The sequence below is a fragment of the Streptomyces sp. NPDC048278 genome, from assembly GCF_040652195.1.
In the GTDB taxonomy this organism is placed as follows: Bacteria; Actinomycetota; Actinomycetes; order Streptomycetales; family Streptomycetaceae; genus Streptomyces.
Genome location: NZ_JBEZLP010000003.1, coordinates 528,782 through 551,225, shown reverse-complemented (window position 1 = coordinate 551,225; position 22,444 = coordinate 528,782). Strand labels below are relative to the sequence as shown.

At 72.9% G+C, this 22,444-nt stretch carries 22 protein-coding genes; 11 read left to right on the top strand and 11 right to left on the bottom strand.

Annotated elements, in window-relative coordinates; genetic code table 11:
* Positions 1–143: 143 nt before the first annotated feature.
* From AB0D74_RS08670 to AB0D74_RS08650, 5 genes are all read right to left on the bottom strand, one after another.
* Positions 144–1,148, bottom strand: a complete 1,005-nt coding sequence (locus AB0D74_RS08670; RefSeq protein WP_362581913.1) for an NAD-dependent epimerase/dehydratase family protein — start codon at positions 1,146–1,148, stop codon at positions 144–146.
* A 79-nt stretch (positions 1,149–1,227) separates the two neighbouring features.
* Positions 1,228–1,836, bottom strand: coding sequence for a winged helix-turn-helix domain-containing protein (locus tag AB0D74_RS08665; RefSeq protein WP_362581911.1), 609 nt, complete (start codon positions 1,834–1,836; stop codon positions 1,228–1,230).
* A gap of 400 nt (positions 1,837–2,236) precedes the next feature.
* Positions 2,237–3,268: a glutamine synthetase gene (gene glnII / locus AB0D74_RS08660; protein WP_351717459.1), complete on the bottom strand. Its 1,032-nt coding sequence runs from the start codon at positions 3,266–3,268 to the stop codon at positions 2,237–2,239.
* 323 nt (positions 3,269–3,591) lie between these two features.
* A complete protein-coding gene (locus AB0D74_RS08655) occupies positions 3,592–4,305 on the bottom strand; it encodes a hypothetical protein (protein ID WP_362581908.1) in 714 nt (237 codons plus the stop codon).
* 121 nt (positions 4,306–4,426) lie between these two features.
* Positions 4,427–4,795: an ArsC/Spx/MgsR family protein gene (locus AB0D74_RS08650; protein ID WP_362581906.1), complete on the bottom strand. Its 369-nt coding sequence runs from the start codon at positions 4,793–4,795 to the stop codon at positions 4,427–4,429.
* 230 nt (positions 4,796–5,025) lie between these two features.
* Here AB0D74_RS08650 and AB0D74_RS08645 point away from each other — a divergent pair, with 230 nt between their 5' ends.
* On the top strand, positions 5,026–5,346 hold the full coding sequence (locus AB0D74_RS08645) for a hypothetical protein (protein WP_362581904.1): 321 nt from the start codon (positions 5,026–5,028) through the stop codon (positions 5,344–5,346).
* A gap of 203 nt (positions 5,347–5,549) precedes the next feature.
* On the opposite strand, the gene AB0D74_RS08640 is transcribed toward AB0D74_RS08645, so the two are convergent.
* Positions 5,550–6,734: a winged helix DNA-binding domain-containing protein gene (locus AB0D74_RS08640; RefSeq protein WP_362581902.1), complete on the bottom strand. Its 1,185-nt coding sequence runs from the start codon at positions 6,732–6,734 to the stop codon at positions 5,550–5,552.
* Positions 6,735–6,884: 150 nt separating this feature from the next.
* Here AB0D74_RS08640 and AB0D74_RS08635 point away from each other — a divergent pair, with 150 nt between their 5' ends.
* Complete coding sequence (locus AB0D74_RS08635) at positions 6,885–8,225, top strand: DUF2252 domain-containing protein (protein WP_362581900.1); 1,341 nt, start codon at positions 6,885–6,887, stop codon at positions 8,223–8,225.
* 15 nt (positions 8,226–8,240) lie between these two features.
* Here AB0D74_RS08635 and AB0D74_RS08630 read toward each other — a convergent pair whose 3' ends face one another.
* Entirely contained in the window at positions 8,241–8,984 is a 744-nt protein-coding gene (locus tag AB0D74_RS08630) for an alpha/beta hydrolase (protein ID WP_362581898.1), read from the bottom strand.
* Between the two features lie 240 nt (positions 8,985–9,224).
* Here AB0D74_RS08630 and AB0D74_RS08625 point away from each other — a divergent pair, with 240 nt between their 5' ends.
* Positions 9,225–9,512, top strand: a complete 288-nt coding sequence (locus AB0D74_RS08625; RefSeq protein ID WP_362581896.1) for a hypothetical protein — start codon at positions 9,225–9,227, stop codon at positions 9,510–9,512.
* Between the two features lie 21 nt (positions 9,513–9,533).
* On the opposite strand, the gene AB0D74_RS08620 is transcribed toward AB0D74_RS08625, so the two are convergent.
* The 3 genes from AB0D74_RS08620 to AB0D74_RS08610 form a co-directional block, all read right to left on the bottom strand.
* On the bottom strand, positions 9,534–10,118 hold the full coding sequence (locus AB0D74_RS08620; protein WP_362581894.1) for a hypothetical protein: 585 nt from the start codon (positions 10,116–10,118) through the stop codon (positions 9,534–9,536).
* Between the two features lie 2 nt (positions 10,119–10,120).
* Positions 10,121–11,041, bottom strand: coding sequence for a zinc metalloprotease HtpX (gene htpX / locus AB0D74_RS08615; protein ID WP_362581893.1), 921 nt, complete (start codon positions 11,039–11,041; stop codon positions 10,121–10,123).
* A gap of 213 nt (positions 11,042–11,254) precedes the next feature.
* Positions 11,255–11,509 (bottom strand): hypothetical protein, encoded by a 255-nt coding sequence (locus tag AB0D74_RS08610; RefSeq protein ID WP_362581891.1) that lies wholly within the window; start codon positions 11,507–11,509, stop codon positions 11,255–11,257.
* 468 nt (positions 11,510–11,977) lie between these two features.
* On the opposite strand from AB0D74_RS08610, the gene AB0D74_RS08605 reads away from it, so the two are divergent.
* Entirely contained in the window at positions 11,978–15,130 is a 3,153-nt protein-coding gene (locus AB0D74_RS08605) for a BTAD domain-containing putative transcriptional regulator (protein ID WP_362581889.1), read from the top strand.
* Positions 15,131–15,271: 141 nt separating this feature from the next.
* On the opposite strand, the gene AB0D74_RS08600 is transcribed toward AB0D74_RS08605, so the two are convergent.
* Positions 15,272–15,463 carry a hypothetical protein gene (locus AB0D74_RS08600; RefSeq protein WP_362581887.1) on the bottom strand — a complete coding sequence of 64 codons (192 nt, stop codon included), beginning with the start codon at positions 15,461–15,463 and terminating at the stop codon, positions 15,272–15,274.
* 407 nt (positions 15,464–15,870) lie between these two features.
* On the opposite strand from AB0D74_RS08600, the gene AB0D74_RS08595 reads away from it, so the two are divergent.
* From AB0D74_RS08595 to AB0D74_RS08565, 7 genes are read left to right on the top strand one after another with little or no spacing between them, the layout of a single operon-like run.
* On the top strand, positions 15,871–17,112 hold the full coding sequence (locus AB0D74_RS08595; RefSeq protein WP_362581885.1) for a pitrilysin family protein: 1,242 nt from the start codon (positions 15,871–15,873) through the stop codon (positions 17,110–17,112).
* Positions 17,112–17,933 carry a hypothetical protein gene (locus tag AB0D74_RS08590; protein ID WP_362581883.1) on the top strand — a complete coding sequence of 274 codons (822 nt, stop codon included), beginning with the start codon at positions 17,112–17,114 and terminating at the stop codon, positions 17,931–17,933. Before AB0D74_RS08595 ends, AB0D74_RS08590 begins: the two co-directional genes overlap by 1 nt.
* On the top strand, positions 17,930–19,009 hold the full coding sequence (locus AB0D74_RS08585; protein WP_362581881.1) for a hypothetical protein: 1,080 nt from the start codon (positions 17,930–17,932) through the stop codon (positions 19,007–19,009). Before AB0D74_RS08590 ends, AB0D74_RS08585 begins: the two co-directional genes overlap by 4 nt.
* Positions 19,006–19,977 carry an ABC transporter ATP-binding protein gene (locus AB0D74_RS08580; protein ID WP_362581880.1) on the top strand — a complete coding sequence of 324 codons (972 nt, stop codon included), beginning with the start codon at positions 19,006–19,008 and terminating at the stop codon, positions 19,975–19,977. Before AB0D74_RS08585 ends, AB0D74_RS08580 begins: the two co-directional genes overlap by 4 nt.
* On the top strand, positions 19,974–20,747 hold the full coding sequence (locus AB0D74_RS08575; protein ID WP_362581878.1) for an ABC transporter permease: 774 nt from the start codon (positions 19,974–19,976) through the stop codon (positions 20,745–20,747). Before AB0D74_RS08580 ends, AB0D74_RS08575 begins: the two co-directional genes overlap by 4 nt.
* A 6-nt stretch (positions 20,748–20,753) precedes the next feature.
* Positions 20,754–21,569, top strand: a complete 816-nt coding sequence (locus tag AB0D74_RS08570) for an ABC transporter permease (protein ID WP_362581876.1) — start codon at positions 20,754–20,756, stop codon at positions 21,567–21,569.
* A 32-nt stretch (positions 21,570–21,601) separates the two neighbouring features.
* Complete coding sequence (locus AB0D74_RS08565) at positions 21,602–22,414, top strand: hypothetical protein (protein ID WP_362581874.1); 813 nt, start codon at positions 21,602–21,604, stop codon at positions 22,412–22,414.
* Positions 22,415–22,444: the final 30 nt, after the last annotated feature.

Genomic DNA, 22,444 nt, shown 5'->3' with positions numbered 1-22,444 from the left:
AGCAACCGTCGTCCACGGGGAGCCCGGATGATCGACACGCCGTCCCTGGTGGACCAGTACTGCCACGGCGCCCTTACGGGGCGCTGTCCGGGCCCCGTAAGGGGCGCGGGGAACTGCGCGATCAACCCCCACCGGCCCGCGGATCAATCACGACCGCCCGACGGAACCCCGAGCACCCGCGCCTCGACATCCGGGTCGACCCCGATGCCCGCCCGCACGGGCACCGCACCGTCGAGGCCCCGCAGCCACTCCCACGTGTCGGCCACCGTCACCCCCACCGGCCGGCACCGCAGCCCCGTCGCCAACGCCCGCGACACGTCCACTCCGTGCACGCCGTCGTGCAGCTCGCTGTCCGGCGGCACCCACACCGGCAGCTGCGTCCACGGCTCGATCCCGGCCGCCAGGACCGCCTCCGGCCCGGTCCACCGCAGCTCGGCAGCCGAGCCGGTGCTCCGCCGGCACGCTTCGAGCAGCTCGCCCATCGTGGCGTGCCCCGGCGGACTCACCAGGTTGTACGGCCCGGACAGGCCCTGCTCGAACGCCCCGAGGGTCCACTCGGCGAGGTCCCGGACGTCCATGAACTGCACGGGCAGCCCGCGCGGGCCCGGGGCCAGCACCGGCCCGCCCCGCGCGATCCGGGTCAGCCACCAGGGCAGCCGGCCGACGTTCTCGTACGGCCCGAGGATCAGCCCGGCCCGTACCAGCACCGAGCCGTCCGCGCCGAAGGACTCCACGGCGGCCAGCTCACCGCCCCGCTTGTCCTGCGCGTACTCGGTCGCCTCCGCGCCGGGCGCGGCCCCCGTCACCAGGACCGCCTCCTCGGTGTACCCGGCGGGGCGCGGCCAGTCGTACACCGAGAGGCTCGACACGTACGTATACCGTCCCGCACGGCCCCGCAGCAGCCGTGCCGTCGCCTGCACGGCCCGGGGCGCGGAGGACCAGGTGTCGACGACCGCGTCCCACTCGGTGCCGTCCGCCAGCGCGGTGAGGCCGTCGGGTGCGGTGCGGTCGCCGTGCAGCGACCGCACCCCGGCCGGGGGCCGACGGCTGCCCCGGTGGAACACCGTCACCTCCCAGCCGCGCCCGAGCGCCGCCTCGACGACCGCCCGCCCCACGAACTCCGTACCGCCCAGCACCAGAAGCCTCATGCCGTTGATCGTGCCCCCGGGGGACACCGGACCCAACAGGGTTCAGCCGAGGGCGGAGCGGCCCGTCGGAAGCGGTGTCTCAACGGCCCGTCGGCGGCGTGTACTTGTATCCCACCCGGCGGACCGTCTGGATCGCCCGGCGGTGCTCCGCGCCGAGCTTGCGACGCAGCCGCGCGACATGGACGTCGACCGTGCGGCCGTCGCCGACGTGGCCGTAGCCCCAGACCGTGGTGACCAGCTGGTCGCGGGTGTGCACCCGGCCCGGGTGCGCCACCAGATGGGCGAGCAGCTCGAACTCCAGGTAGGTGAGGTCGAGTTCACGCCCGTCGACCTGGGCGGTGCGCTCCACGGTGTCGACGGTGACGAGCGGCGGCCGGCTGCCGGTCGCGGTGGGTGCGGCGGCGGACGCGGTGGCGGGTTCCACGGCCGGCTGCTGCGGGTCCGGGACCGCGACCGGCAGGAAGGGCGGCTGCTGGTCCGCCGGAACCAGCACCAGGTAGCCGATCATCGGCGGCTGGCCCGGCAGGGTGGGCAGGGTGTGCTGCGGGGCGGGCAGCCAGGTGGCGCCCGGTGGCAGCAGCTCCGTCATGTCCACGACCTCGTCCCGGTCGACGGCACGCAGCCGGTGCCGGGCGGGCGAGGAGCCGTTGAGGGCGGAGGCGGGGGAGAGAGAACGAGTGGTCGCCATGAGACGTCAGCTCTTTCGCGCGAGGAGTCAGTCGGTCGAGGGCGACGGCCGCGATTCGTGGTCGGGGTCGCCGCGGGGACGTACTGCTTTCCGCGCTGGCCGAAGGCCGGGGTGTACGGCTTTAGAGGGCCCGCGCGTTCGTCGCGCGGCAACACACCCGGTCGAAGTCGTGGTGCTGACGGGAAGGCCAGAACGGCTCAAGGTCCTGGCGACCCGTCGCGCTGCACTTCTGGAAGCTGGCCATGCGCCCATTGAAGCAGACACGGCCGGGAAACTGGACCCTCCTCTCACTGCTTGGACGCTTCCTTGGCCTGACGTTGACGGAGCCGGCCGCGCCGTCATGCCGAAGGGGGCGCCCACCGTGACGGTGGGCGCCCCCTTCGGGAGCGGAGCGCGGGGATCAGACCTGGCCGGCCTTGTCCAGGGCGGTGCAGCAGGTGTCGACGATCAGCCGGGTCACGACGTACGGGTCGACGTTGGCGTTCGGGCGGCGGTCCTCGATGTAGCCCTTGCCGTCCTTCTCGACCTGCCACGGGATGCGGACCGAGGCGCCGCGGTTGGAGACGCCGTAGGAGTACTCGTTCCACGGGGCGGTCTCGTGCAGACCGGTCAGGCGGTCGTCGATGCCGGCGCCGTAGTTCTTGACGTGGTCGAGCGGCTTGGAGCCCTCGCCGAGCGACTCGCAGGCGGTGATGATCGCGTCGTAGCCCTCGCGCATCGCCTTGGTCGAGAAGTTGGTGTGCGCGCCGGCGCCGTTCCAGTCGCCCTTGACCGGCTTGGGGTCGAGGGTGGCGGAGACGCCGAAGTCCTCGGCGGTGCGGTAGAGCAGCCAGCGGGCCACCCACAGGTGGTCGGAGACCTCCAGCGGGGAGACCGGGCCGACCTGGAACTCCCACTGGCCGGGCATGACCTCGGCGTTGATGCCGGAGATCGCGAGCCCCGCCTTCAGGCAGTTGTCCAGGTGGGCCTCGACGATCTCGCGGCCGAAGATCTCGTCGGCGCCGACACCGCAGTAGTAGCCGCCCTGGGGGGCCGGGAAGCCGCCCTCGGGGAAGCCCAGCGGGCGGGAGCCGTCGAAGAAGGTGTACTCCTGCTCTATGCCGAAGATCGGCTCCTGCGCTGCGAACTTCTCGGCGACCTCGGTCAGCGCGGCCCGCGTGTTGGAGGAGTGCGGGGTGAAGTCGATGTCCAGCACCTCGCACAGGACGAGGACGTCGTCGCCGCCGCGGATCGGGTCCGGGCAGGTGAAGACCGGCTTCAGCACACGGTCCGAGGAGTGCCCCTCGGCCTGGTTCGTGGAGGACCCGTCGAAGCCCCAGATCGGCAGCGCGTCGAGACCGGCGGGGGCGCCCGCGATGATCTTCGTCTTCGAACGCAGCTTGGCCGTCGGCTCGGTGCCGTCGATCCAGATGTACTCAGCCTTGAAGGTCACGGGCCACATCCTTCGGGGTGGGTCGGGCGCACTTGCGGGTGCAGTGGCGCTACGGCACTGGGGCGCCTCGGTGTTGCCCGGAAGCCTGTCAACAGGCGATTTCCCGATCATTGCTCGAATGTGAACCCGGTGTTACCTGGTGGTTCTGTGGTGCGACTCACGTTGTGAGGGCCGGGTGGGCGGGGTACGGAGCCCAATTCGGGCACCGTACCCGCGCCTTCGCGGCGACCGCCGGCCTTCCCTCCGTCAAGGCCGGCGGCCGAGCCGCGAGCCGCCACCGCGACCTGCCGCTTCGGTCTGTCCCTTCGACCTGTCCCTTCGGGTCAGCCGACCTTCTCGATCACCGCGCGGCGGATCAGGAACTTGCCCGGTTCCCGGACCTGTTCGAAGGCCGCGTTGTTGAGCAGCACGCAGCTGCCGGAGACCGACGTGACCTTCACCGTGGTGGACTTGTTGTTGTCCAGGTTGGTGACCTTCAGCGTGGTCCCCGCCGGGAACTGGTTGCTGGAGGCGGCCGGCGTACCGGCCTCGCCGGACAGCGTGACCGTCGATCCCTTGCAGACCTGCTGCCCGGAGGCGGCGGCGCCACCGGTGTTGCCCGTGTTACCGGTGTTGCCGGTGGCCGCGCTCTGCGACGGCGCCGCCGTGGCGGTCTGGCCGGTCTGCCCGGTCTGGCCCGTCTGCGTCCCGTTCGCCGCCTGGGAGCCCTGAGCCGACTCCCCAACGACGCAACCGGACGCCTTCTGCTGGACCTTGATCTGTTCGATGACCGCCTGCCGGTTGGCGATCCGGGCCGCCGACTGGGCGTCCGGGTTCGCCTGCTGCCCGGCGATGAACTTCTGGTTGTTGCCGAGGGCCGTGGCCAGCCCCGAGCAGACGGTCGAGTCCGCCGCGGACGACAGGGTCTTCGCGCTCTGCGAGCTCTGTGCGGCGTTCGAGGTGGACGCCAGGACGAAGGCCCCGCCGCCGGCCACGGCCGCGGCGCCGACCAGCAGTGCGACCGTCTTCTTGGCGCCGAGAGTTCTCCTACGCGACATGCGCGCCTCCTGAGAAGGGGTGGGGGAACGTACGCCGATAGGTACGAGATACCGAACGTCGTTACTCAGCGGTTACAGGAGTCGCCGAAGTAACCTGCGTCACATTGGAGTTGAGGGCTGTTCAGCTCTTGCTCCTGGACAGCGCTTCCTGTAGTGCCTCGTCGGTACGGGCGATCAGTGCCGTGCCGTCGTCGGCGGTGATGATCGGCCGCTGGATGAGCCTCGGGTGCTCGGCGAGGGCGGTGATCCATCGGTCCCGCGCGCCCGCGTCCCGCGCCCACGCCTTCAGTCCCAGCTCCCCGGCGACCGCCTCCTGGGTGCGGGTGATGTCCCACGGTTCGAGCCCGAGCCGTTCGAGTACGGCCCTGATCTCGTCCTCCGTCGGTACGTCCTCCAGGTAGCGGCGGACGGTGTAGTGGGCCCCCTCGGCATCGAGCAGGCCGATCGCGCTGCGGCACTTCGAGCAGGCCGGGTTGATCCAGATCTCCATGCGGGAACGGTACGCGAGGCGCCCTCCGGAGCTGCTCTGTTCGAATTTCAGGGGGTGTCGCCGGGACTCCGCACGCACCTCGCGCCCCATCTGAAAAACCCATCCCCACCTGGGTGTTCCGTGCCTTCGCGGGCTGTCTCGTTGTCAGTGCCGACCGGTACACTGGATGCAGTGTTCGAGAGGGGCGCCGGGAAGTCCGGAGGCGCTCCGACCGCGACAGGAGGATGCCTGTGCCCGCTGCCGCACTGAAGCCGAAGCCGAAGTCCCTGCCGACCCAGTCCACCGCGAAGCGTGCGGTGCTGCTCGACTCGCCGTACGCGCCGGCGGAGAAGCGTCCGCTGCCGGCCGGGCGGCCACGCGAGTGGTACGTCTCCCACAACCGCCGCCTGAAGGCCATGCGCCTTGCCATCGCCCTGCTCGACTCCGGCGTCTACATGCCCAACCAGGCACGCAACGAGACGATACGGAGCACGGCGGAGAGCATCGGGATCCACCCGCCGTCGGACACGACGTGCCACATGGTGCGGGCCCTGATGCGATATTCGCGGTGAGCCGCCGGTGCCGGGTGCCGTTCGCCTGCGGCGGTGCCCGGCGCCGGGGCACCCTTGCCGCACGGCCGCGGGCCGGTGGGGGTTGCTCGCGCAGTTCCCCGCGCCCCTGAAAGACAAAGACCCAGCTGCGGGCAGGCGTGCCGCAGGGCGGCACGGGTGGGCGCGGCGGCACCCGGCAAGCGCCGGTAAGCGTCCCCCCGGCGTCACCCACCCAGCTCCCGTTCCACCGGTGTCCGGAACCGTGGGGTCACTCTCGCGGGGCCCACCCAGCCGCGGAGTCGCTCCGCCTCCGCCGCGACCGCCTGCTCGGCCTCTGCGCGGACGCCCGGGTCGGGGATCCGCCAGACGATCTCGCCGTCCCGGCGCTGCGCCCAGCCGCCCACCACCACCCCGTTCCACCACACCGTCGGGCCCACGTTGCCGCTTCTGTCGAAGAGCAGCGGTCGCAGCTCGGGCGGCAGATACCAGTCCCGCTGCTGCCATGCCATGGCTGTGGGGTCGAGGGCGGGGAGCAGGGCCGCCCAGGGGCGGGACGGGCCGGTGACCGCAGGCAGATCGCCGGCGGTCACGTACCCGGTGCCGCCCTCGTCCAGGGTCACCGGCTCCGCCCCGATCGCGGTCAGCGCCCGGCGGACCTCGGTCACCCGCCACCCCGTCCACCACTTGAGGTCCGCCTCCGTGGCCGGGCCGCACGCGTGCAGCCAGCGGCCGAGCAGGACCGACTGGGCCTCGGCCGGGTCCAGCTCCGGATGGTCCGGTGCCTGGGCCCAGCGGAACTGGCTCGACGTCCAGGAGCCCAGCGGGCGGCCCCGCACCACCTTGCCCTCCACGCCCAGCACCCGCAGCAGGCGTGTCGAGACGGTGTGGACGCCCTCGTAGCTCTTGCCGGCGGCGTACGGGAACTGCTCGCGCAGGCGTGGTTCGGCAGCCGCCAGCTCCGTCGCCGTCGCCTGGCCGAGCCGGGCCAGCTCGGCCAGCGTCGAGGACTCGACCTCCGCGAGCCAGGCCGCGTCCGGAGCGCCCGCCCGCGCCATGTCCTTCACCAGCGCGGCGCGTTCGCGGGCGGCCACCGTCAGGCCCGTCGAGGCGTGGACGACCGCCGTGAGAGCCGCGGGGAAGACGAACACCGTGTGCCGCATGCCGTGCATCCGCACCAGGGTGCGGTCCCCGTACAGCGCCCGCTCCGTCTCCGGCACGGTCTTCGCCGGCTCGGCCAGCCGCGCCCCCACCGCCAGGTACACCGTCGCCGGGTCCGAGCCGTGCAGCGCCACCAGCGCCTCGGCGACCTCCTCCGGCGCCGTCGCCCGTGCCGGGTCCGCCAGCCGGTGGCGCACCGCCAGCCGGGCCCGCCGCTCCGCCACCCCGATGTGCCGCCGCCCGCCGCTCATGCCGACCTCCCCGTGGACTCCTGACCGCATCCTGCCCGACGGCACTGACAATCACCTGTTCGCCGGACTCGGCATGCGGGCGCCCCCGCTCCTCCCTTTCACTGCGAACAGCAGGTCAAGGAGGGAGCAGCCGACCGAGGGGAGCGCCGTATGACCACACCCGCCGACCGTGCCGCCCGTGGCAAGGCCGCCCGCAAGCGGGCTCCCCGCTCGGCCCACGGCCGCTGGCTGCCCTCCGTCGACCGCCCCGACCCCGTCGCCGTACTGGAGCGCCAGGGCCGCGACCGGCTGCCCGAGCTGCTGCCGATCCGGTACGGGCGGATGGCCGCCTCGCCCTCCGCCTTCCTGCGCGGCGCAGCCGCCGTGATGGCCGCCGACCTCGCCGCCCGGCCGCACACCGGGCTGACCGTGCAGCTCTGCGGCGACGCGCACCTGCTGAACTTCGGGCTGTACGCCTCCCCCGAGCGGTCCCTGCTCTTCGACCTGAACGACTTCGACGAGACGTTCCCCGGGCCCTTCGAGTGGGACGTCAAACGGCTCGCGGCCTCCGTCGCCGTCGCCGCCCGCGAGAACGGGCACAGCGACCCGGAGGCCCGCGGCTCCGCCCGGGCCGCCGTGGCCGCGTACCGGACCGCCATGCGGCGGCTGGCCGGGCTCGGCGAACTCGCCGTCTGGTACGAGCGGGTCGACACCGACACCCTGACGGCCCTGGTCCGCTCCGCGCGCCGCCGGCGCCGGATCGAGGACACCCTCACCCGGGCCCGGCGCCGCACCAGCCTGCACGCGCTCGGCCGGCTCACCGAGACGGCCGGCGGACAGCGCCGCATCATCAAGGACCCGCCGCTCCTCGAACCGGCCGGCGCCTCCGACATGGCCTCCCTGCGCAAGATCTTCAGCGACTACCGCTCCACCCTCGCCGGGGAGCGCAGGCTCCTCCTCGACCGCTACCGCTTCGTCGACGCGGCCCGCAAGGTCGTCGGCGTCGGCAGTGTCGGCACCCGCTGCTTCCTCGTGCTGCTGGCCGGCCGCGACGCCGACGACCCGCTGTTCCTCCAGATCAAGGAGGCCCGGACGTCCGTACTGGAGCAGCATCTGCCGAGCGGCCCGTACGCCCACCACGGCCACCGGGTGGTCGCCGGGCAGCGGCTGCTCCAGGCCGCGGGGGACATCTTCCTGGGGTGGCTGACCGGGCCCCAGGGACGCGCCTTCTACTGGCGGCAGCTGCGCGACACGAAGGGCTCCGCCGAGGTCGCCGCCATGGACCCGACGGGCCTGCGCGGCTACGCCACCCTGTGCGGCACGGCCCTGGCCCGCGCCCACGCCCGTTCCGGTGACCGCATCGCCATCGCCGCCTACCTGGGCGGCACCGACACCTTCGACCACGCGGTCACCGACTTCGCCCTCGCCTACGCCGACCAGACCGCCACCGACCACGCCGCCCTCGGCGCGGCCGTCACCGCGGGCGTCCTGACGGCGGCGCCGGGGGTCTGAACCGGCCGTTCCGGGTCAGCCGTGCCGCGGCAGCAGCAGCCTGACGAACTCCCGCCAGTCGTCCGGGTGGTCGCGGAACCACAGGCCCAGCCGGTGCTGTGCGTCCGGGAGGTCGAAGCGGGTGTACCGGGACCGGCTGCGCAGGGCGTCCTGGACGGCCTCCGTCACCTGCGGGGGGATCACCGCGTCCGTGCCCGGCACCGCCAGTACCGAACGGCCGGCATAGGAGCGCAGCGCCTCCAGGGCGGGTGAGGCGCGCCAGGAGTCCGGGGTGCGGATGAGTTCGGTGAAGCGGCGGGTGCCGTCGCCGAAGGGAACGTCCCAGGACTCCGGGGTGTAGACCGCGGGGGAGCAGAGGCCGATCGCCGAGGCCCGGTCGCCGTAGTGCCGTACGAGATCCGCGACCGTCTGGCCGCTCATGCTGAACCCCACCAGGACCAACGGGCGTTCCGGCTCCACCTGGGCGTCGATCACCGCCGTCGCCTGCCGGAAACGGCGGCGCAGGCTCAACTCCGCGAGCACGCCCGTGCTTTCGCCGTGACCGGAGAAGTCGAAGGCCAGGGCGGGGCAGCCGTGGGCGGTGAACTCCGCGAGCAGGGGGCGCAGTCGCCGTTCGTTGCCGGTGCCCGCGCCGTGCAGCAGGACGGCGACCGGTCCGTCCGTGCCGTGCGTGCCGTCCGTGCCGTGCGCTGCCGGGGTACGGACCCCGCTGAGGCGTTCGCCGTCGTACTCGTGGGTGAAGCAGGTGAGTTGGTCCATGCCGCACATTCACCCACGGCCGCCCCACACGTGCACGCACGAAAACGGGATGCACGCCGAGTGACCGGCTCCCTACGCTGGAGAAGCGTTGCGGAGTGGTCCACCACCGCTTTCCGAAGGTCCGGCCGAGCCTCCGGGACTCGGGACTACACTGCCGCGCACCGACGGACGGCCGCCCGTCCCCCGCGCGCCGTGGGATCCGTCGACCGCTCACACCACACCACGCCACGGAGGCCCGTCATGGGCACCATCGTCCTATCCGGAACCGTCGTCCTGGTCATCCTCGGATTCGGCAACCACAACTGGTGGCTCGCCGCCGTCGCTCTGCTCTTCCTGTACGTGCAGTACGGACGGGGCTCGTCGTCGGCCTCCTCGTCGGGCGGTTCCTCGTCCGGCGGGGGAGGGGGCATGGCCGGCGACTACAAGACGTACCGCGACCGCCGTGACCAGCAGGCCAAGTGGGAGCGCCGGTACCGCCGCGAGCGCCCTCTGGAGTCCAGGCGCCAGCAGAACCAGAAGGGCAAGTGACCCACGGGTGCCTCCGGCCGGTCAGAGGCCGGGGGCACCCCAGACCGGGAACCAGCGGCTGAGGTCCTGCTCGATCCGCAGGTCGGCGGCGAGCGCCGCCTTCACCTGCAACTCCAGCGCGCCGTCCCGCCGCTGACCGGAACCGGGCAGTGGCGCGAAGGGGTAGAACGTGCCCCGCTTGTAGAGGTAGACGAGCGCGAGCCTGCGCCCGCGCTCGTCCTCGAAGGCGGCCAGGGAACAGAGCAGCTGCGGGCCGAAGCCGTTGACCTCCATCGAGCTGTTCACCGCGTGCAGGTCGTTGACCAGCTGCGGAAGCTGGTCGGGGGAGCGCTGCGAGATGAGCCAGGAGTACCCGTAGTCGTCCTGCTGCAGCTCCACCGGAACCCCGCCGCGGTCCGAGTCCGCGTCGAGGAGGGCCTGGACCTCCCGGTGGGTCTGCTCGAAGGCCGCGCCCTCCACGGTGGCGAAGCACACCGCGCCCCCGCCGGTGGGCCTGAACCCGGCCGCCGCCTCCAGCGTCAACGCCGCCGACGGCAGCGCGAACAACTGGTCGAGATCGGGCGCGACCGGCTTCGTACGGCCCAGCAGGATGTCCAGGAACCCCATGCTCACCCGGCCTTTCCGGGCGTCGCCGCCTCACCCAGTTCCGCCGAGATCCGCCCGAGCTGTTCGAGCCGCTGCTCCAGGGGCGGGTGAGTGGAGAAGAAGCGCTCGATGCCGGGCTCCTTGCCGGTCGCCGGGGTGAAGTAGAACGCGTTGAAGGCCTGGGCCGTGCGCAGGTCCTTGGTCGGGATCCGCGCGATGTCACCGGAGACCTTGGTGAGCGCCGACGCCAGCGCGGACGGCCGCCCGGTGAGCTGGGCGGCGGCCCGGTCGGCGGCCAGCTCCCGGTACCGGGACAGGGCCCTGATCAGCAGGAAGCTGATCGCGTACACGGCCGCGGAGACCCCGATGATCGCGGCGAACACGGCGGCGGTGTTCTGGTCCCGCCGGCCGCCGCCGAAGAGCTGCGAGTAGAACGCGAACCGCACGATGAGTCCCGCGATCACGCCCAGGAAGGACGCGACCGTGATCACGGCGACGTCCTTGTGCGCCACGTGCGACAGCTCGTGCGCGAGCACGCCCTCCAGCTCGGCGGGGTCCAGCCGCCGCAGCAGCCCGGTGGTCACGCAGACCACCGCATGATCGGGATTCCGCCCGGTCGCAAAGGCATTCGGCATGTCCATGTCGGACACGGCGACGACCGGCTTCGGCATGTCCGCGATCGCGCACAGCCGGTCCACCACGGCATGCAGCTCCGGATACTCCTCCCGCTCCACGACCCGCCCGCGCATGGCGAACATCGCGATCCGGTCGGAGAACCAGAACTGCGCCACGAACATCGCGCCCACCAGTACGACGACCAGCAGCCACGACTTCAGCAACACGATCAACGCGGCAACGAAGCCGACGTACAACAACCCGAGCAGGAACAGCGTGACCGTCATCCGCACGGTCAGCCGGCGGTCGCTCCGGAAGCGGCTCTGCATCTTGCCTCACCCCGCAGTCAGGCACTCGTCCCGCTGTCCAGTGTGCACCTGCCGGGGGCAATGAGGAGGTTCCGAACGTGCCTAGTAGCGGCAAAAGGTCGCTGTGAAGCAAGGGCGGCACCAAGCGCCCCGTAAGGGGCGCGGGGAACTGCGCGACCAGCCCCCGCGCACCTGTACTCGGCGCACGACCGGAGCGACTACGGCAAGTGGCTTCTAGTAGGGCGACCGCGTCTGTACGTACCCCAGCAGCACGATCACCGCCGCCACGCACCCCAGGACCAGCACCGTCGACACCCACGACGACCGCCGCGGAGCGGCCGGCCCCGGATCCGGCCGGAACGGCACCGGGCCGGGCGGGTTCGCCTTCCAGCGGGCGGCGAGCATCCGCGCCCGCGCGGACGGCTCCCTGTGCTCCGCCTGGTCGGCCCAGCGCAGGTCGAACTCGCGCTCGTCCTCCTGTTCCGCCATCCCGTTCCCCCTCCATTTCGAACGTCAGTACCCGGGCACGATACGGCGGCACCCCTGCCCCGAGAAACAGGAACGGGCCGCCGGCGGTCGGAGGGGTGTCCGTCACACGTCGATGCCCCGCTGGGCGCGCCGTGTGTTCCCGCCGGTCGTCACGGTCGACCATCGACGCATGCCCATTTGATTTTTGGATGGTGGAGACTTGACGGGACACCGGCGGAGGAGGGCGGGAGCTGCGGGGCGCTGGATCCACTCATCCGCACGGCCCGGACACGGTCGCCCTCGCCCTGTCCCACCCCGCTCCCGCGTGCCGGCCCGCCGTCCGGAACAGCTCGGGGCCGGCGGCGGCCCGGAAGAAATAATGATCATCTTTGGTTGCGCCCCGACACCGGTGCGCCCGTACGGCGGGCCGCACGCACGAGGTCGCATGAATCGAGCAAGTGGCCCCACTTCAGGCCGAGGAGACAGAGCATGAGCACACGGTTAGCCGACGATCTCACCTTCCGGGTGCTGGGGACGGTACGGGCCTTCCGCGGCGGGACGGAGATCGCGGTCGGCCCTCCCCAGCAAGCGGCCGTGCTCTCGGTCCTGCTGCTGCGCGCCGGGCACGCGGTGAGCTACGACGATCTCACCGAAGCGCTGTGGGGGAGCACGCCGCCCAAGTCCGCGGCCACCACGATCCGTACCTACGTCTGGCGGCTGCGCCGGCTGCTGGAGCGGGACCCCTCCACCCCGGAGATCCTGCTGTCGGCCGGCGACGGGTACCGCCTCGTCGTGCCGGCCGGTGCGGTGGACGTCTGGCACGCCGAGACACTGGCCCAGCAGACCGGCCGGCTCAGGGCCGAGGGGCGTCCGGAGGAGGCCGGGGAGGCGGCCGGCCGGGCACTCGCCCTGTGGCAGGGCGAGTCGCTGGCGGGGGTCCCCGGCCCCTTCGCGGCGCGCAGGCGCGACAGCCTGGAAGAGCTCAAGGTCTCCCTCCGGATGGAGCGCCTCGACCTGGCCCTGCTGCTGGGCCGCTTCCAGGCGTCGCTGCCGGCGCTGAGCGAACTCAGCGCCGAACACCCCCTGCGCGAACGGCCCCACGCCCTGCTGATGCGCGCCCTGTCCGCGACGGGCCGGCAGTCGGAGGCACTTGCCGTGTACGACCGCATGCGCCGTCGTCTCGCCGAGGAGTTCGGCGTCGATCCCGGGCGTGAGCTGGCCGAGGAGTACACGCGCATCCTCAACGGCGCCGCGGCACCCGAAGTGCCGCCGGAAGCGGGACCGGCCCGGACCCGTACCGGTCGGGCCGCCGGTCCGCCGGCGCCGCCGGACGACGACGGAGGACATCGGCACGCCGACGACCGCCGGCCCCCCGCCGAGGCCGAGCAGCGCCCGGAAGCGGGCGACGGGAAGGAGCCGGAGCCCGGCCCGCCGACGACCCGGGACCCGGGGCGGGCGCCGGCTTCGGCGGGCGAGGCGGCTCCGGACCGATCTCGGTCGGCCTTTCTGCCCATTCCGGCGCAGCTTCTCGCCGACACACCGGTCTTCATCGGCCGCGAGGCGATCGCGGGACGCCTGCACACCCTGCTCACGACGTCGGATCAACGCGCGTTGACCACGGTCGCGGTGGCCGGCATGGGGGGCGTCGGCAAGACCACGCTCGCCGTGCACGCGGCGCATCGCGCGCGGCACTGGTACCCGGACGGCCAGCTCTACGCCGACCTGCGCGGCAGCAGCGTGGCGCCGGCCGACCCGTTCGGCATCCTGGGCAGTTTCCTCACCGCGCTGGGCGTGCCGGGCGACGAACTCCCCGCGGAACTGGAGGACCGCGGGCGGCTCTTCAGGTCCCTGCTGGACCCCCGCCGGGTCCTGGTCGTGCTGGACAACGCGCGTGACGCGATGCAGCTCCGCCATCTGTTACCCGGCAGCGCCGGCTGCGCGGTGATCGCCACCAGCCAGCCGCGCCTGTCGGGTCTGGACGCCACCGTGCACATCGGCCTGGACGTGTTCACCCCGGACGAGGCACTGGCCCTGATGGAGGAGGTGGTCGGCACCGCCCGCCTCGCCGCCGAACCCGAGGCCGCGCGGGCGCTGGTCGCCGCCTGCGGCCAGCTGCCCCTGGCGACGCGGATCGTGGCGGCGCGACTGGCGGCCCGCCCGGGGTGGGCGATCGCCTCCCTGGTGCGCAAGCTCGCCGACGAACACGGGCGCATGTCCCATCTGCGCTTCGGGGACATCGCCATCGACGCGGCCTTCGAGCTGGGCTACCAGCAGCTCAACGCCGAGCAGGCCCGCGCCTTCCGGCTCCTGGCACCGGCCGCCGAGCCCGACCTCGCGCTGCCCGCCGCGGCAGCGATGCTCGACCTCGACCAGGAGAGCGCCGAGTACGTGGTGGAGTCCCTGGTCGACGCGTCGATGATGGAGTCGCCCGCGCCGGGCCGCTACCGCTACCACGATCTGCTGCGGGCGTTCGCCCGCAGCCTTCCCGCGCCGCCCGGCGAAGGGCCCGCCGGGGCCGCGGTCCGGCGACTGCTCGACTTCCTCCTGGCCTCCACCTGCCAGGCCTTCCACCAGGTCGTGCCCGGCGACCCGGTGACCGACTCCCTGGTGCGGTTCCGTTCCCCCGGTCTGGACTTCGCCGACCCGGGAGCGGCCCGCGCCTGGGTCGCGGAGGAGTCCGACGGCATCCTGGGGGCCGTGCGGCAGGCGGTGCACGATCCGGGCGCGCTCCCGGTGGCGACGGATCTGCTGATCGTCCTCAGTGTCTTCGGGCAGGAGGTGGGGCTGCCCCGGCTGAGCGCGGCGGCCGAAGTGCTGGCCGCCGCCGCCGAGAAGCACGCGGACCGGCGGGCGCTGGGACGGGCCCGGTGGCTCAGCGGCTCCCTCGCCCTGCGCGCCGGTGATCCGGCGCGGGCCGAGAGGCTCGTCACCAAGGCGGTGCAGGACTGCTGTGACACGGGCGACCGGGTCATCCTGCGGCAGGCGCTCAACGACCTGGGGCTCGCGGCACAGTTCCTCGGCCGCTACGAGGACGCCCTCGCCCACTTCGACGCCGCCCTGGTCCTGGCGGAGGAGCTGGGGCACCGTTCCGGCAAGGTGGCCACCGCCCTGAACGCCGCGCTCACCCTCATCCGCCACGGCCGGGCCACCGAGGCGGTCGCCCCGTGCGAGGAGGCGCTGGCGGAACTGCGGTCCATGGACGAGGACGCCGGGATGACCGCGTACGCGCTCTACGTACTGGGCCTGGCCCTGCACGGCATGCACCGCTGGGAGGAAGCGGCCGGACGGCTCGGGGAGTGCCTGCGGCTGTCCCTGGCCGAGGGCCTTCGGGACCGTGCCGCGCAGGCCGGTTACCGGCTCGCGGACACCTTGCGCCACATGGGCGACCTGGACGGCGCCCGCCGCCATGCGGAGGAGGCGCTCACGGTGCTGGAGGAGAGCGGCGGGGACCGCGATCTGGCCACCGCCCGGCTGGTGCTGGGCCAGGTCCTGATCGAGAGCGGGCACCTCGGCCGGGCGCGGACGCAGCTCGACGAGGCGTACGCGATGTTCAGCCGGCTCGGGCTGCCCGAGGTCCGGGAGGCCGCCGACGCCCTCGCGGCGATCGGGCACGCGCCCGCACCCTGCGCCGACCGCTGCTGACGGACGGCAGCCGGTCGTCTCGTCGGACCGGCTGCCCGACCTCCGCCGGACTCCTGGGGCCGCGACAGGCGACGTCCGCCTCCTCGCGACGCCCGCGCACACCGGACGCCGCTCCCGGTCAGGCAGACCCTGCCGTGCGCGCTAGCTGGTGGCCGTGCAACTGCTGCAGCTCGACCCGGTGTTGTTCCAGGAGACGACGGCCTGACGGTCCGACCGTGCCCCGTCGTGCGATCCGGCTCTTTCGGCGACGCCGGCCGTGCCGGCCAGCAGCACGAGGAGTCCGAGGGCGACGGCGATACGCCGGGACGGTACGAGGGTCTTGCCACGCATCATGACGCGCATCTCTCACTAGGTGCGGCGGGGCCGCTTCGTTCCTGGACCCGGCGATGCTCGCACGCCCGTGTCAACAGCCCGTCGACCCGAGGTCGACACGTACCGTCGAACCGGGATAGACGCTCTGTCGACACAGGTCACCTAGCGTTCTCGGCGGTCGGGCCACCCGGCCTTGCCGCAACGCCAGAGATCGAAGGAGAGCGACATGACTCGCAACCACGCCACCGGCCTGCGTCCCCGCCTCGACAAGGTGAAGGTCAAGGCCGCCAAGGCCTGAGGCACCGCATGGTAGCGGCTGCCGGGGAGCTCGCCTCCCCGGCAGCCGCCGCACCTCCGCACCGCTTCCCCTCTGGTACATCCGCACGTCGCGGCGGCAGCCGCCGCGCACGGCCCTGCGAGAGTGGTCCTTGACTGTCTACGACCTGAACGCCCGTCTTCCGGGGCCGGCGGACACCTCCGTCTCCCTGCTGGCCGTCGTCGACGAGCGGCTGAAGACCACCAGCATCTGCCTCGCGCTGGCCCACGGTTCGCGCGACGACCCGGAAGGCCGCGGCGGTGTGGCCCACCTGCTGGAGCACCTGGTGATGTCCTGCCCGCTCAAGGGCGACGGGCCGGAACCGTCGTTCAGCGAGTACGTGGAGCGACGGGGCGGCCAGGCCAACGCCCAGACCGGGCTCGAAGTGATGCTGTACTACGCGCAGGTGCACGCCGACGACGCCGAGGACGTGGCCGCCGCGCTGTTGCGCGCCGTGTCCGAACCGGTGCTCGGCGACGACACGCTGGACGGTGAACGCTCCGTCGTACTACAGGAGTTGACCACCGCAGCCGCCGACCCCTCGGACGTCGTCCAGGACACGGTGCTCGCGCGGCTCTTCCCCGGACACCCGCTGGGCAGACCGGTCGGCGGTGAGCCCGGCCAGCTGAACGCGGTGACACTGGAGGAACTGACGGCCGTCCACCGCGACCGGTTCGTGCGGGCCCCGGGAGCGCTGGTGGTGGTGGGCCCGCGGATCCCCGAGGTGCTGGCCGGTGCGGCCGTCGCCGGGGACGGACAGCCCCCGGTCCGCGCGCCGCACGTACCGCTGGATGCCACCGCCCCGGACGACCCGCTGCCGGATCCCGCCGACGCCGACTTCACCTGGCTGTGCTTCGGCGCGCGGTCCCCGAGGGCGGACGCTCCCGGGCGGGCCGCCTACGGTGTCCTCGCCCACCTCCTGGGCTCCAGCCCCTCGTCCCTGCTGTACCGCACTCTGCGCACCGAGCACGCGCTGTCCTACTCGTTCCACGCCTGGGACCGGGGCTACCGCGAGTCGGGAGCCTGGCGGCTGCTGATCGGCACCGAGGCGTCGGCGGCCGGCAGAGTCCGCGACCTGGTGGACGGGTTGCTGGCCGCCGTGGCCGAACAGGGGCCGGACCGCGACGACTTCGACGCGGCCGTCCGGCAGGCGGAGATGAGCCTGGTCCTGGAGTCGGAGACACCGCTGGAGTACGCCAAGCTGATCGCCGAGCGCACCTGCGCCACGGACCGTGTGTGGTCCCTCGACGACGACATCGCCGAGTTGCGCCGGGTGAGCGCCGACGACGTACGGCGGGCCGCCGCGCACGTCCGCCGCGAACTGCTGCTGACCGCCCGCTCGGTGGCCTCCTGATGTACGCCGCCGAGAGCTATCTGAAGTCCGCCGAGGACGCGGAACTGCTGGTCACGGTCGAGGGCCTGCCGTGTGTGGCGGGCGTCTCCACCGACCCCCTGTCGAACGAGCGGCGCCTCCTCGTCGAGTACGCCGATCCCGGGCTGCTGTCGGACCCCGGGTCCGTCCGTACCCTGTGGCGGACGCTGCTGGCCGGGCATCCCGACGTGTCCGCCCTCGTCGTGCGCACCGGGGGCGCCGTCCGTCTGGCGCCGCCGTGGCACCCCGACCTCACCTATGTGCGGCTGTCCGAGGACGCCGACGTGTCCGCCGGCCCGGACGCCCCCCGGGTCACCCCCGCAACGGAGGAGCAGCTGCCTCTGGTGGCCGACTGGCTCGTCCGCGCCATCCTGCACGCCGCGCGGGAACAGCAGCGGCCGGCCGACCCGGAGGCCGCGACCGCCGAGGCCGCCGCGCTGCTCGGCACCCCGACCCGGGAGTCGCTGCTGGTCCGGGAGCATGGAGTCCCGGTCGGTCACGCGACCGTCATCGGCCGGGCCTGGGACGAGATCACCGCCGAGACGCACATGGAACTGGTCGACGTCCTCGTCGAACCCGGTGCCGACGGCCCCGCCGGCCGCCGGGCCCTGGTCGCCGCGGTCGCGGAACTCGCCCGCACGGCGGGGCTCCCCCTGACCGGGCACGTCGTGCACGGCCCGGACGGCGGCGGCGACCGGGTCACCGCGGCCCTGTGCGCCCGCGGCTGGACGGTACATCACCGTTACTGGACGGCCCGTGCCGATGAACTGGCCGCGACACCGGAGGGGACCCGGCGACCGTGAACGCAACCCTGACACCACTCGACCTCGGACTGCTCCACCGGCTGCTCGACGTCCCCGAGCACGAGGGGCCGTACCGCCTGGTGCGCAGCGCCCAGCAGACCTCCGGGACGCTCGCCCAGCTGGTCGTCTCCCTGGCCGTCCGGGAGGGCGTCGAACCCGGCAGCGGCAGCAGGGACCTGTTGACGCGGGCCCGGTCCCGCGCGGCCCGCTACGCCGAACTGCGGGCGGCGCTGGCAGACGTCCCCGGGCTGCGGGTCGTCAAGGGTCCTTCGCTGGCCGGCCACTATCCGCCGGGCACCCGGCGGCCGGTGGGCGATCTCGACGTCGTCGCACCGGACGAGGAACGGCTGTGGCGTGCCGCGGCCGTGCTGTGCGCCGAGGGCGGCGAGCCCGCGGAACTGTCGCTGTTCACCGCCGCCGGGCGGCTTCAGGTGATGCTCGCCGTCCTCTGGCCCTCCCCCGACCCCTTGATGGAGGAGGAGATCCGGGTCGAGCTGTGCACGGCCGCGTTCTCCGGCGACTTCACCGCCGTGCCCGTACGGCCGGAACTGCCCGCCGACCAGGTGCTCGCCGACCTGCTGTCCGTGGCCGAGGAGCGGTTCCAGCGCGCCTTCCACGCCAAGGACGCCGTCGACCTGCTGATGCTGCTCGACAGCGGCGCGCTGGAACCGGCGGCGGTGGCCGCAGCCGCCGTCATCTGGCGGCTGGCACCCGAACTCGTCGAACTGCTCGACCTGTTGAGCACGGCCGTCGACCATCCCGCGGCCGAGCCGCTGCGGCAGGCCCTGGCCGCCTCCGCGGCGGCGGAGACCACGCGCCGGGCCGCCGTGTCCCCACCGGAACACGAACCGGCCGGTTCGGTGGCCGCCCGGCTGGAGACCGGCCGTCCGGTCTGGGGCATGCCCCTGACCCGTACGGCACGGCCCGGGGACAGGTGCGTGCTCGACCACCGGTCCTGCCCGACGCTGGCGCGCACCCCGGTCGGCGACTTCCTGCTGGTGGCCGACGAACTCGTCGACCCGGAGCTGCACGCCGCGGCCCTCGCCGCCGTCGCCGACGAGGAGGCCGCGGTATGACCGCCCCGGACCTTCCCGCGATCGAAGTCCGCTCGCTCACCAGGGAGTTCGGCTCCCGGCGGCGGCCGGACGCCATGGTCACCGCGCTGCGCGGTATCGACCTGACCGTCCGCCGCGGCGAAGTACGCGGTCTGCTCGGGCCGAACGGCGCCGGCAAGACGACGCTGTGCAAGATCCTCACGACCGTGCTGCTGCCCAGTTCGGGCACGGGCCGGGTGTGCGGCCACGACGTCGCCGCCGAACCGCGGGCGGTCAAGCCCCTGATCGGCATCGTCTTCGGCGGCGACCGCGGCCTGTACGGGCGGATCTCGCCCCGCCAGAACCTCGGCCTGTGGGGTGCGCTCTACGGGCTGCACGGCCGTGAACTCCGGCGGCGCACCGACGAGTTGCTGGACCGCGTCGGCCTGAGCGAACGGGCCGACGACCGGGTGGACGGCTTCTCCCGGGGCATGAAGCAGCGCCTGCACCTGGCCCGCGGGCTGGTCAGCGACCCCCGGGTGCTCATCCTCGACGAACCCACCACCGGCATGGACCCGCTGGCCGCCTACGACTTCCGCAAGCTGGTGGGGGAACTGCGTGCGGAGGGCCGTACCCTGCTCATCACCACGCACGACATGGCCGAGGCCGAGGCCGTGTGCGACCAGGTCACCCTGATCGACCAGGGCCAGGTACTGGTGACCGACCGGCCCGAGGTACTGGCCCGGCGGATGTCGGCCTACGAACGGGTGGAAGCCGCCGCCGTGCCCGCCGCCGTCGCCGAGGACCTGCGCGCTCTGCCCGGGGTCTCCTCGCTCGACCGGACACCCGACGGGCGGATCACCGTCGAGATCTCCGCCGCCGACACCACCGGCGAGGTACTGCGCCGACTGGTCGCGGCGGGAGTCACCTCACTGGCCACGGTCCGCCCCGGACTCGCGGAGGTCTACCGGCACCTGGTGCACGACCGCGGAATGCGGGTGACCAGGTGAACCCGACCCTGTTCTGGCAGGTCTTCCGGCTCCAGGTGCTGATGACCCTGCGGACCCCGGACACCCTCCATGTCTTCGTGACCGCACCGCTGTACACCTGTGTCTTCCTGGCCATCACCGAGCACGCCGACCGTCGCGACCTGGCCGGCTTCGCCGTGCTGGCACCGGTACTGATGTCCCTGTGGTCGATGGCGCTGATGGCGGGCGGCGAGCTGATCGGCCACGAACGTGAACGGGGCACTCTGGAGGCCGTGGTGGCCACCCCGGCGCGCTACTCGTCGGTGATCACGGCGCGGATCGCCGCCGTCACCCTGCTGAGCACGCTGAGCCTGGCCGAGGCCTGGATCGTCGCCTGGACCGGTTTCGGCATCACGGTGACGATCGCGCACCCGGTGCTGTTCGTCCTCGGAGTGCTGCTCACCGCCGCCGCGATGGCCGGCACCGCGAGCTGCGTGTCCGCCCTGTTCGTGCTGGCGCCCTCGGCCCGCATCCTCCAGAACACCCTGAGCTTCCCCTTCTTCCTCCTCGGCGGGGTCCTGGTGCCCGTGAGCTACCTGCCGCACTGGTTGCAGCCGGCGAGCAAGGCGGTGTTCCTGTCCTGGAGCGCGGACGTGCTGCGGAGCGCCGTCAGCCCCGGCCCCGTCCGCGGCACGACCGGCGGACTGCTCGCCGTCGTGCTGCTGGGGCTGGCGGGCTACGCCGCCGGGACGCTGCTGATCGACCGAATTCTGCGCAGGGTCCGGGTCACCGGCACCCTGGCCCGGATGTGAGGCCGTATGGACATCACCGCCGCCCGTGTCGTCGGCGTCACCCGCGTGGTGCGCGCCGCCGCCGCCAACGCCCTCGCCGACTTCAGAGCGACCTACACCTGGTACAGCTGGACGTTCGGCTGGCTGGGCCGGATGCTGTGCCAGGTCACCTTCTTCGCGTTGATCGGCTCCTTTCTGCACTCCGCCGAGCAGACGCGCTATCTCGTCCTCGGCAACTCGGTGATGACCTGCGTCATCGAGGCCATGACCGTGGTGGTGTCGACCAGCTGGGAACGCGCCCAGGGCACGCTGGCGCTGCTGGCCGCCGCCCCCAGCGAGATGGGCTGGGTCTTCCTCGGCCGCAGCCTCCAGTGGCCGGTCAGCGGCTGCGGCACCTCACTGGTCGCGCTGCTCCTGCTGGACCCGCTGTTCGGCGTGCACTTCGCCGCGGCCCAGGTGCCGTTGCTGGTGGCGCTGGTGGCGCTGACCGCGTTCGGCACCTACGGCTTCGGCCTGTTCCTCGGCGCGTTCGTGCTCGCCGCGCCGGCCGTCCGCAACATCGTGTACAACACGGCGTTCCTCGTCACCATGGCGATCAGCGGCGTACAGGTCCCCGTCGGGTTCTGGCCGTCCGGTGTGCGGCTGCTCGCCGCGACACTCCCGGCCACGCACGGCGTGGCCGCGGTGCGTGCCCTCGCCGACGGCGCAGGACCGGCCGCCGTCGCCCGCCCGGCGGCGTTCGCGGCCCTGGCGGGCGCGCTGTGGCTGGTGGCCGCGCTGACCGCCTTCCGCCTGTCGGCGGAGCGGGCCCGGCGGCACGACGGATACGAGTTCGCCGTATGAGCGGCGAGGCGTACGAACAGAAAGGGCACCCGATGTCCCAGCAGGCGGTACCCGAGGACCTGAGCGTTCTGGTCGTCAAGCCGGACGGCTACCGCTCCCCGCAGGTGCGCGAGTACCTCGACACGCTCCTGGACGCCTCGGGGCTGAGTGTCGAGCTGCGCTACGAGGCCTGCCTGGAGGACGAGGACGTGCTGGACACCTGGCCCAAGTTCGCCGGGCCCAAGTACCCGATCACCGCCGAGCTGCTGAGGCTGTATCTGACCAGCGGACCGTGCGAGGTCGTCGTCGTGCGCGGACCCGACGTGGTGCGGAGGTGCGCGGAGGTGCGCGGCGAGGTGCGGGCGCGGTTCGGCACCTCCGCGTTCGCCAACTGCGTGCACACCCCGACCGAACCCCACGAGATCGCCCCCAACGTGGAGAAGTACCTGGTCAGCCTGCCTACGGGGCAGCCCTTCACCCGGCATCGCGACGAGGGCGTCACGGTGGGGATCACCGGCCGGCTCGCCGCCGTACCCCGGTCCGTGCTGCTCGGTGAGGCGCGGGCCTTCTGGAAGACCGCGCAGCGGGACGGGTGGCGCGCCGCCTGGCGCCCCCGACCGAGGGGCGGGGCGTTCGGCGCCTGTCTGCTGCCCGGTGATCCGCACTCCGTGGACCACGGCATGTCGCTGATCGCGGACGCCCTGCCCGGGCTGACCCCGCGGGAGGTGATCTCCGCCTATGTGGAGGCCGAGGTGGAGGGCCGGTCCTGCCTGCTGACCGGTACCGAGACGCAGGCCCGGGACCTCGCCGGCCTGCTGGCGGCCCGGGGCCTGCACACCGAGGCCCGGCCCCTGGCCGCCGTCTAGGACGGGCCCCGAAACCACCGCGCGTGACCC

What these genes read in the sequence shown, in the direction of transcription:
- AB0D74_RS08605 (WP_362581889.1), top strand. Translation starts at nt 11,978, where the DNA reads ATGAGCACACGGTTAGCCGACGATCTCACCTTCCGGGTGCTGGGGACG.
- htpX (WP_362581893.1), bottom strand. Translation starts at nt 11,041, where the DNA reads ATGCAGAGCCGCTTCCGGAGCGACCGCCGGCTGACCGTGCGGATGACG.
- AB0D74_RS08610 (WP_362581891.1), bottom strand. Translation starts at nt 11,509, where the DNA reads ATGGCGGAACAGGAGGACGAGCGCGAGTTCGACCTGCGCTGGGCCGAC.
- AB0D74_RS08640 (WP_362581902.1), bottom strand. Translation starts at nt 6,734, where the DNA reads ATGAGCGGCGGGCGGCGGCACATCGGGGTGGCGGAGCGGCGGGCCCGG.
- AB0D74_RS08600 (WP_362581887.1), bottom strand. Translation starts at nt 15,463, where the DNA reads ATGATGCGTGGCAAGACCCTCGTACCGTCCCGGCGTATCGCCGTCGCC.
- AB0D74_RS08650 (WP_362581906.1), bottom strand. Translation starts at nt 4,795, where the DNA reads ATGGAGATCTGGATCAACCCGGCCTGCTCGAAGTGCCGCAGCGCGATC.
- AB0D74_RS08625 (WP_362581896.1), top strand. Translation starts at nt 9,225, where the DNA reads ATGGGCACCATCGTCCTATCCGGAACCGTCGTCCTGGTCATCCTCGGA.
- AB0D74_RS08665 (WP_362581911.1), bottom strand. Translation starts at nt 1,836, where the DNA reads ATGGCGACCACTCGTTCTCTCTCCCCCGCCTCCGCCCTCAACGGCTCC.
- AB0D74_RS08590 (WP_362581883.1), top strand. Translation starts at nt 17,112, where the DNA reads ATGTACGCCGCCGAGAGCTATCTGAAGTCCGCCGAGGACGCGGAACTG.
- AB0D74_RS08570 (WP_362581876.1), top strand. Translation starts at nt 20,754, where the DNA reads ATGGACATCACCGCCGCCCGTGTCGTCGGCGTCACCCGCGTGGTGCGC.
- AB0D74_RS08655 (WP_362581908.1), bottom strand. Translation starts at nt 4,305, where the DNA reads ATGTCGCGTAGGAGAACTCTCGGCGCCAAGAAGACGGTCGCACTGCTG.
- AB0D74_RS08630 (WP_362581898.1), bottom strand. Translation starts at nt 8,984, where the DNA reads ATGGACCAACTCACCTGCTTCACCCACGAGTACGACGGCGAACGCCTC.
- AB0D74_RS08580 (WP_362581880.1), top strand. Translation starts at nt 19,006, where the DNA reads ATGACCGCCCCGGACCTTCCCGCGATCGAAGTCCGCTCGCTCACCAGG.
- AB0D74_RS08635 (WP_362581900.1), top strand. Translation starts at nt 6,885, where the DNA reads ATGACCACACCCGCCGACCGTGCCGCCCGTGGCAAGGCCGCCCGCAAG.
- AB0D74_RS08565 (WP_362581874.1), top strand. Translation starts at nt 21,602, where the DNA reads ATGTCCCAGCAGGCGGTACCCGAGGACCTGAGCGTTCTGGTCGTCAAG.
- AB0D74_RS08620 (WP_362581894.1), bottom strand. Translation starts at nt 10,118, where the DNA reads ATGGGGTTCCTGGACATCCTGCTGGGCCGTACGAAGCCGGTCGCGCCC.
- AB0D74_RS08670 (WP_362581913.1), bottom strand. Translation starts at nt 1,148, where the DNA reads ATGAGGCTTCTGGTGCTGGGCGGTACGGAGTTCGTGGGGCGGGCGGTC.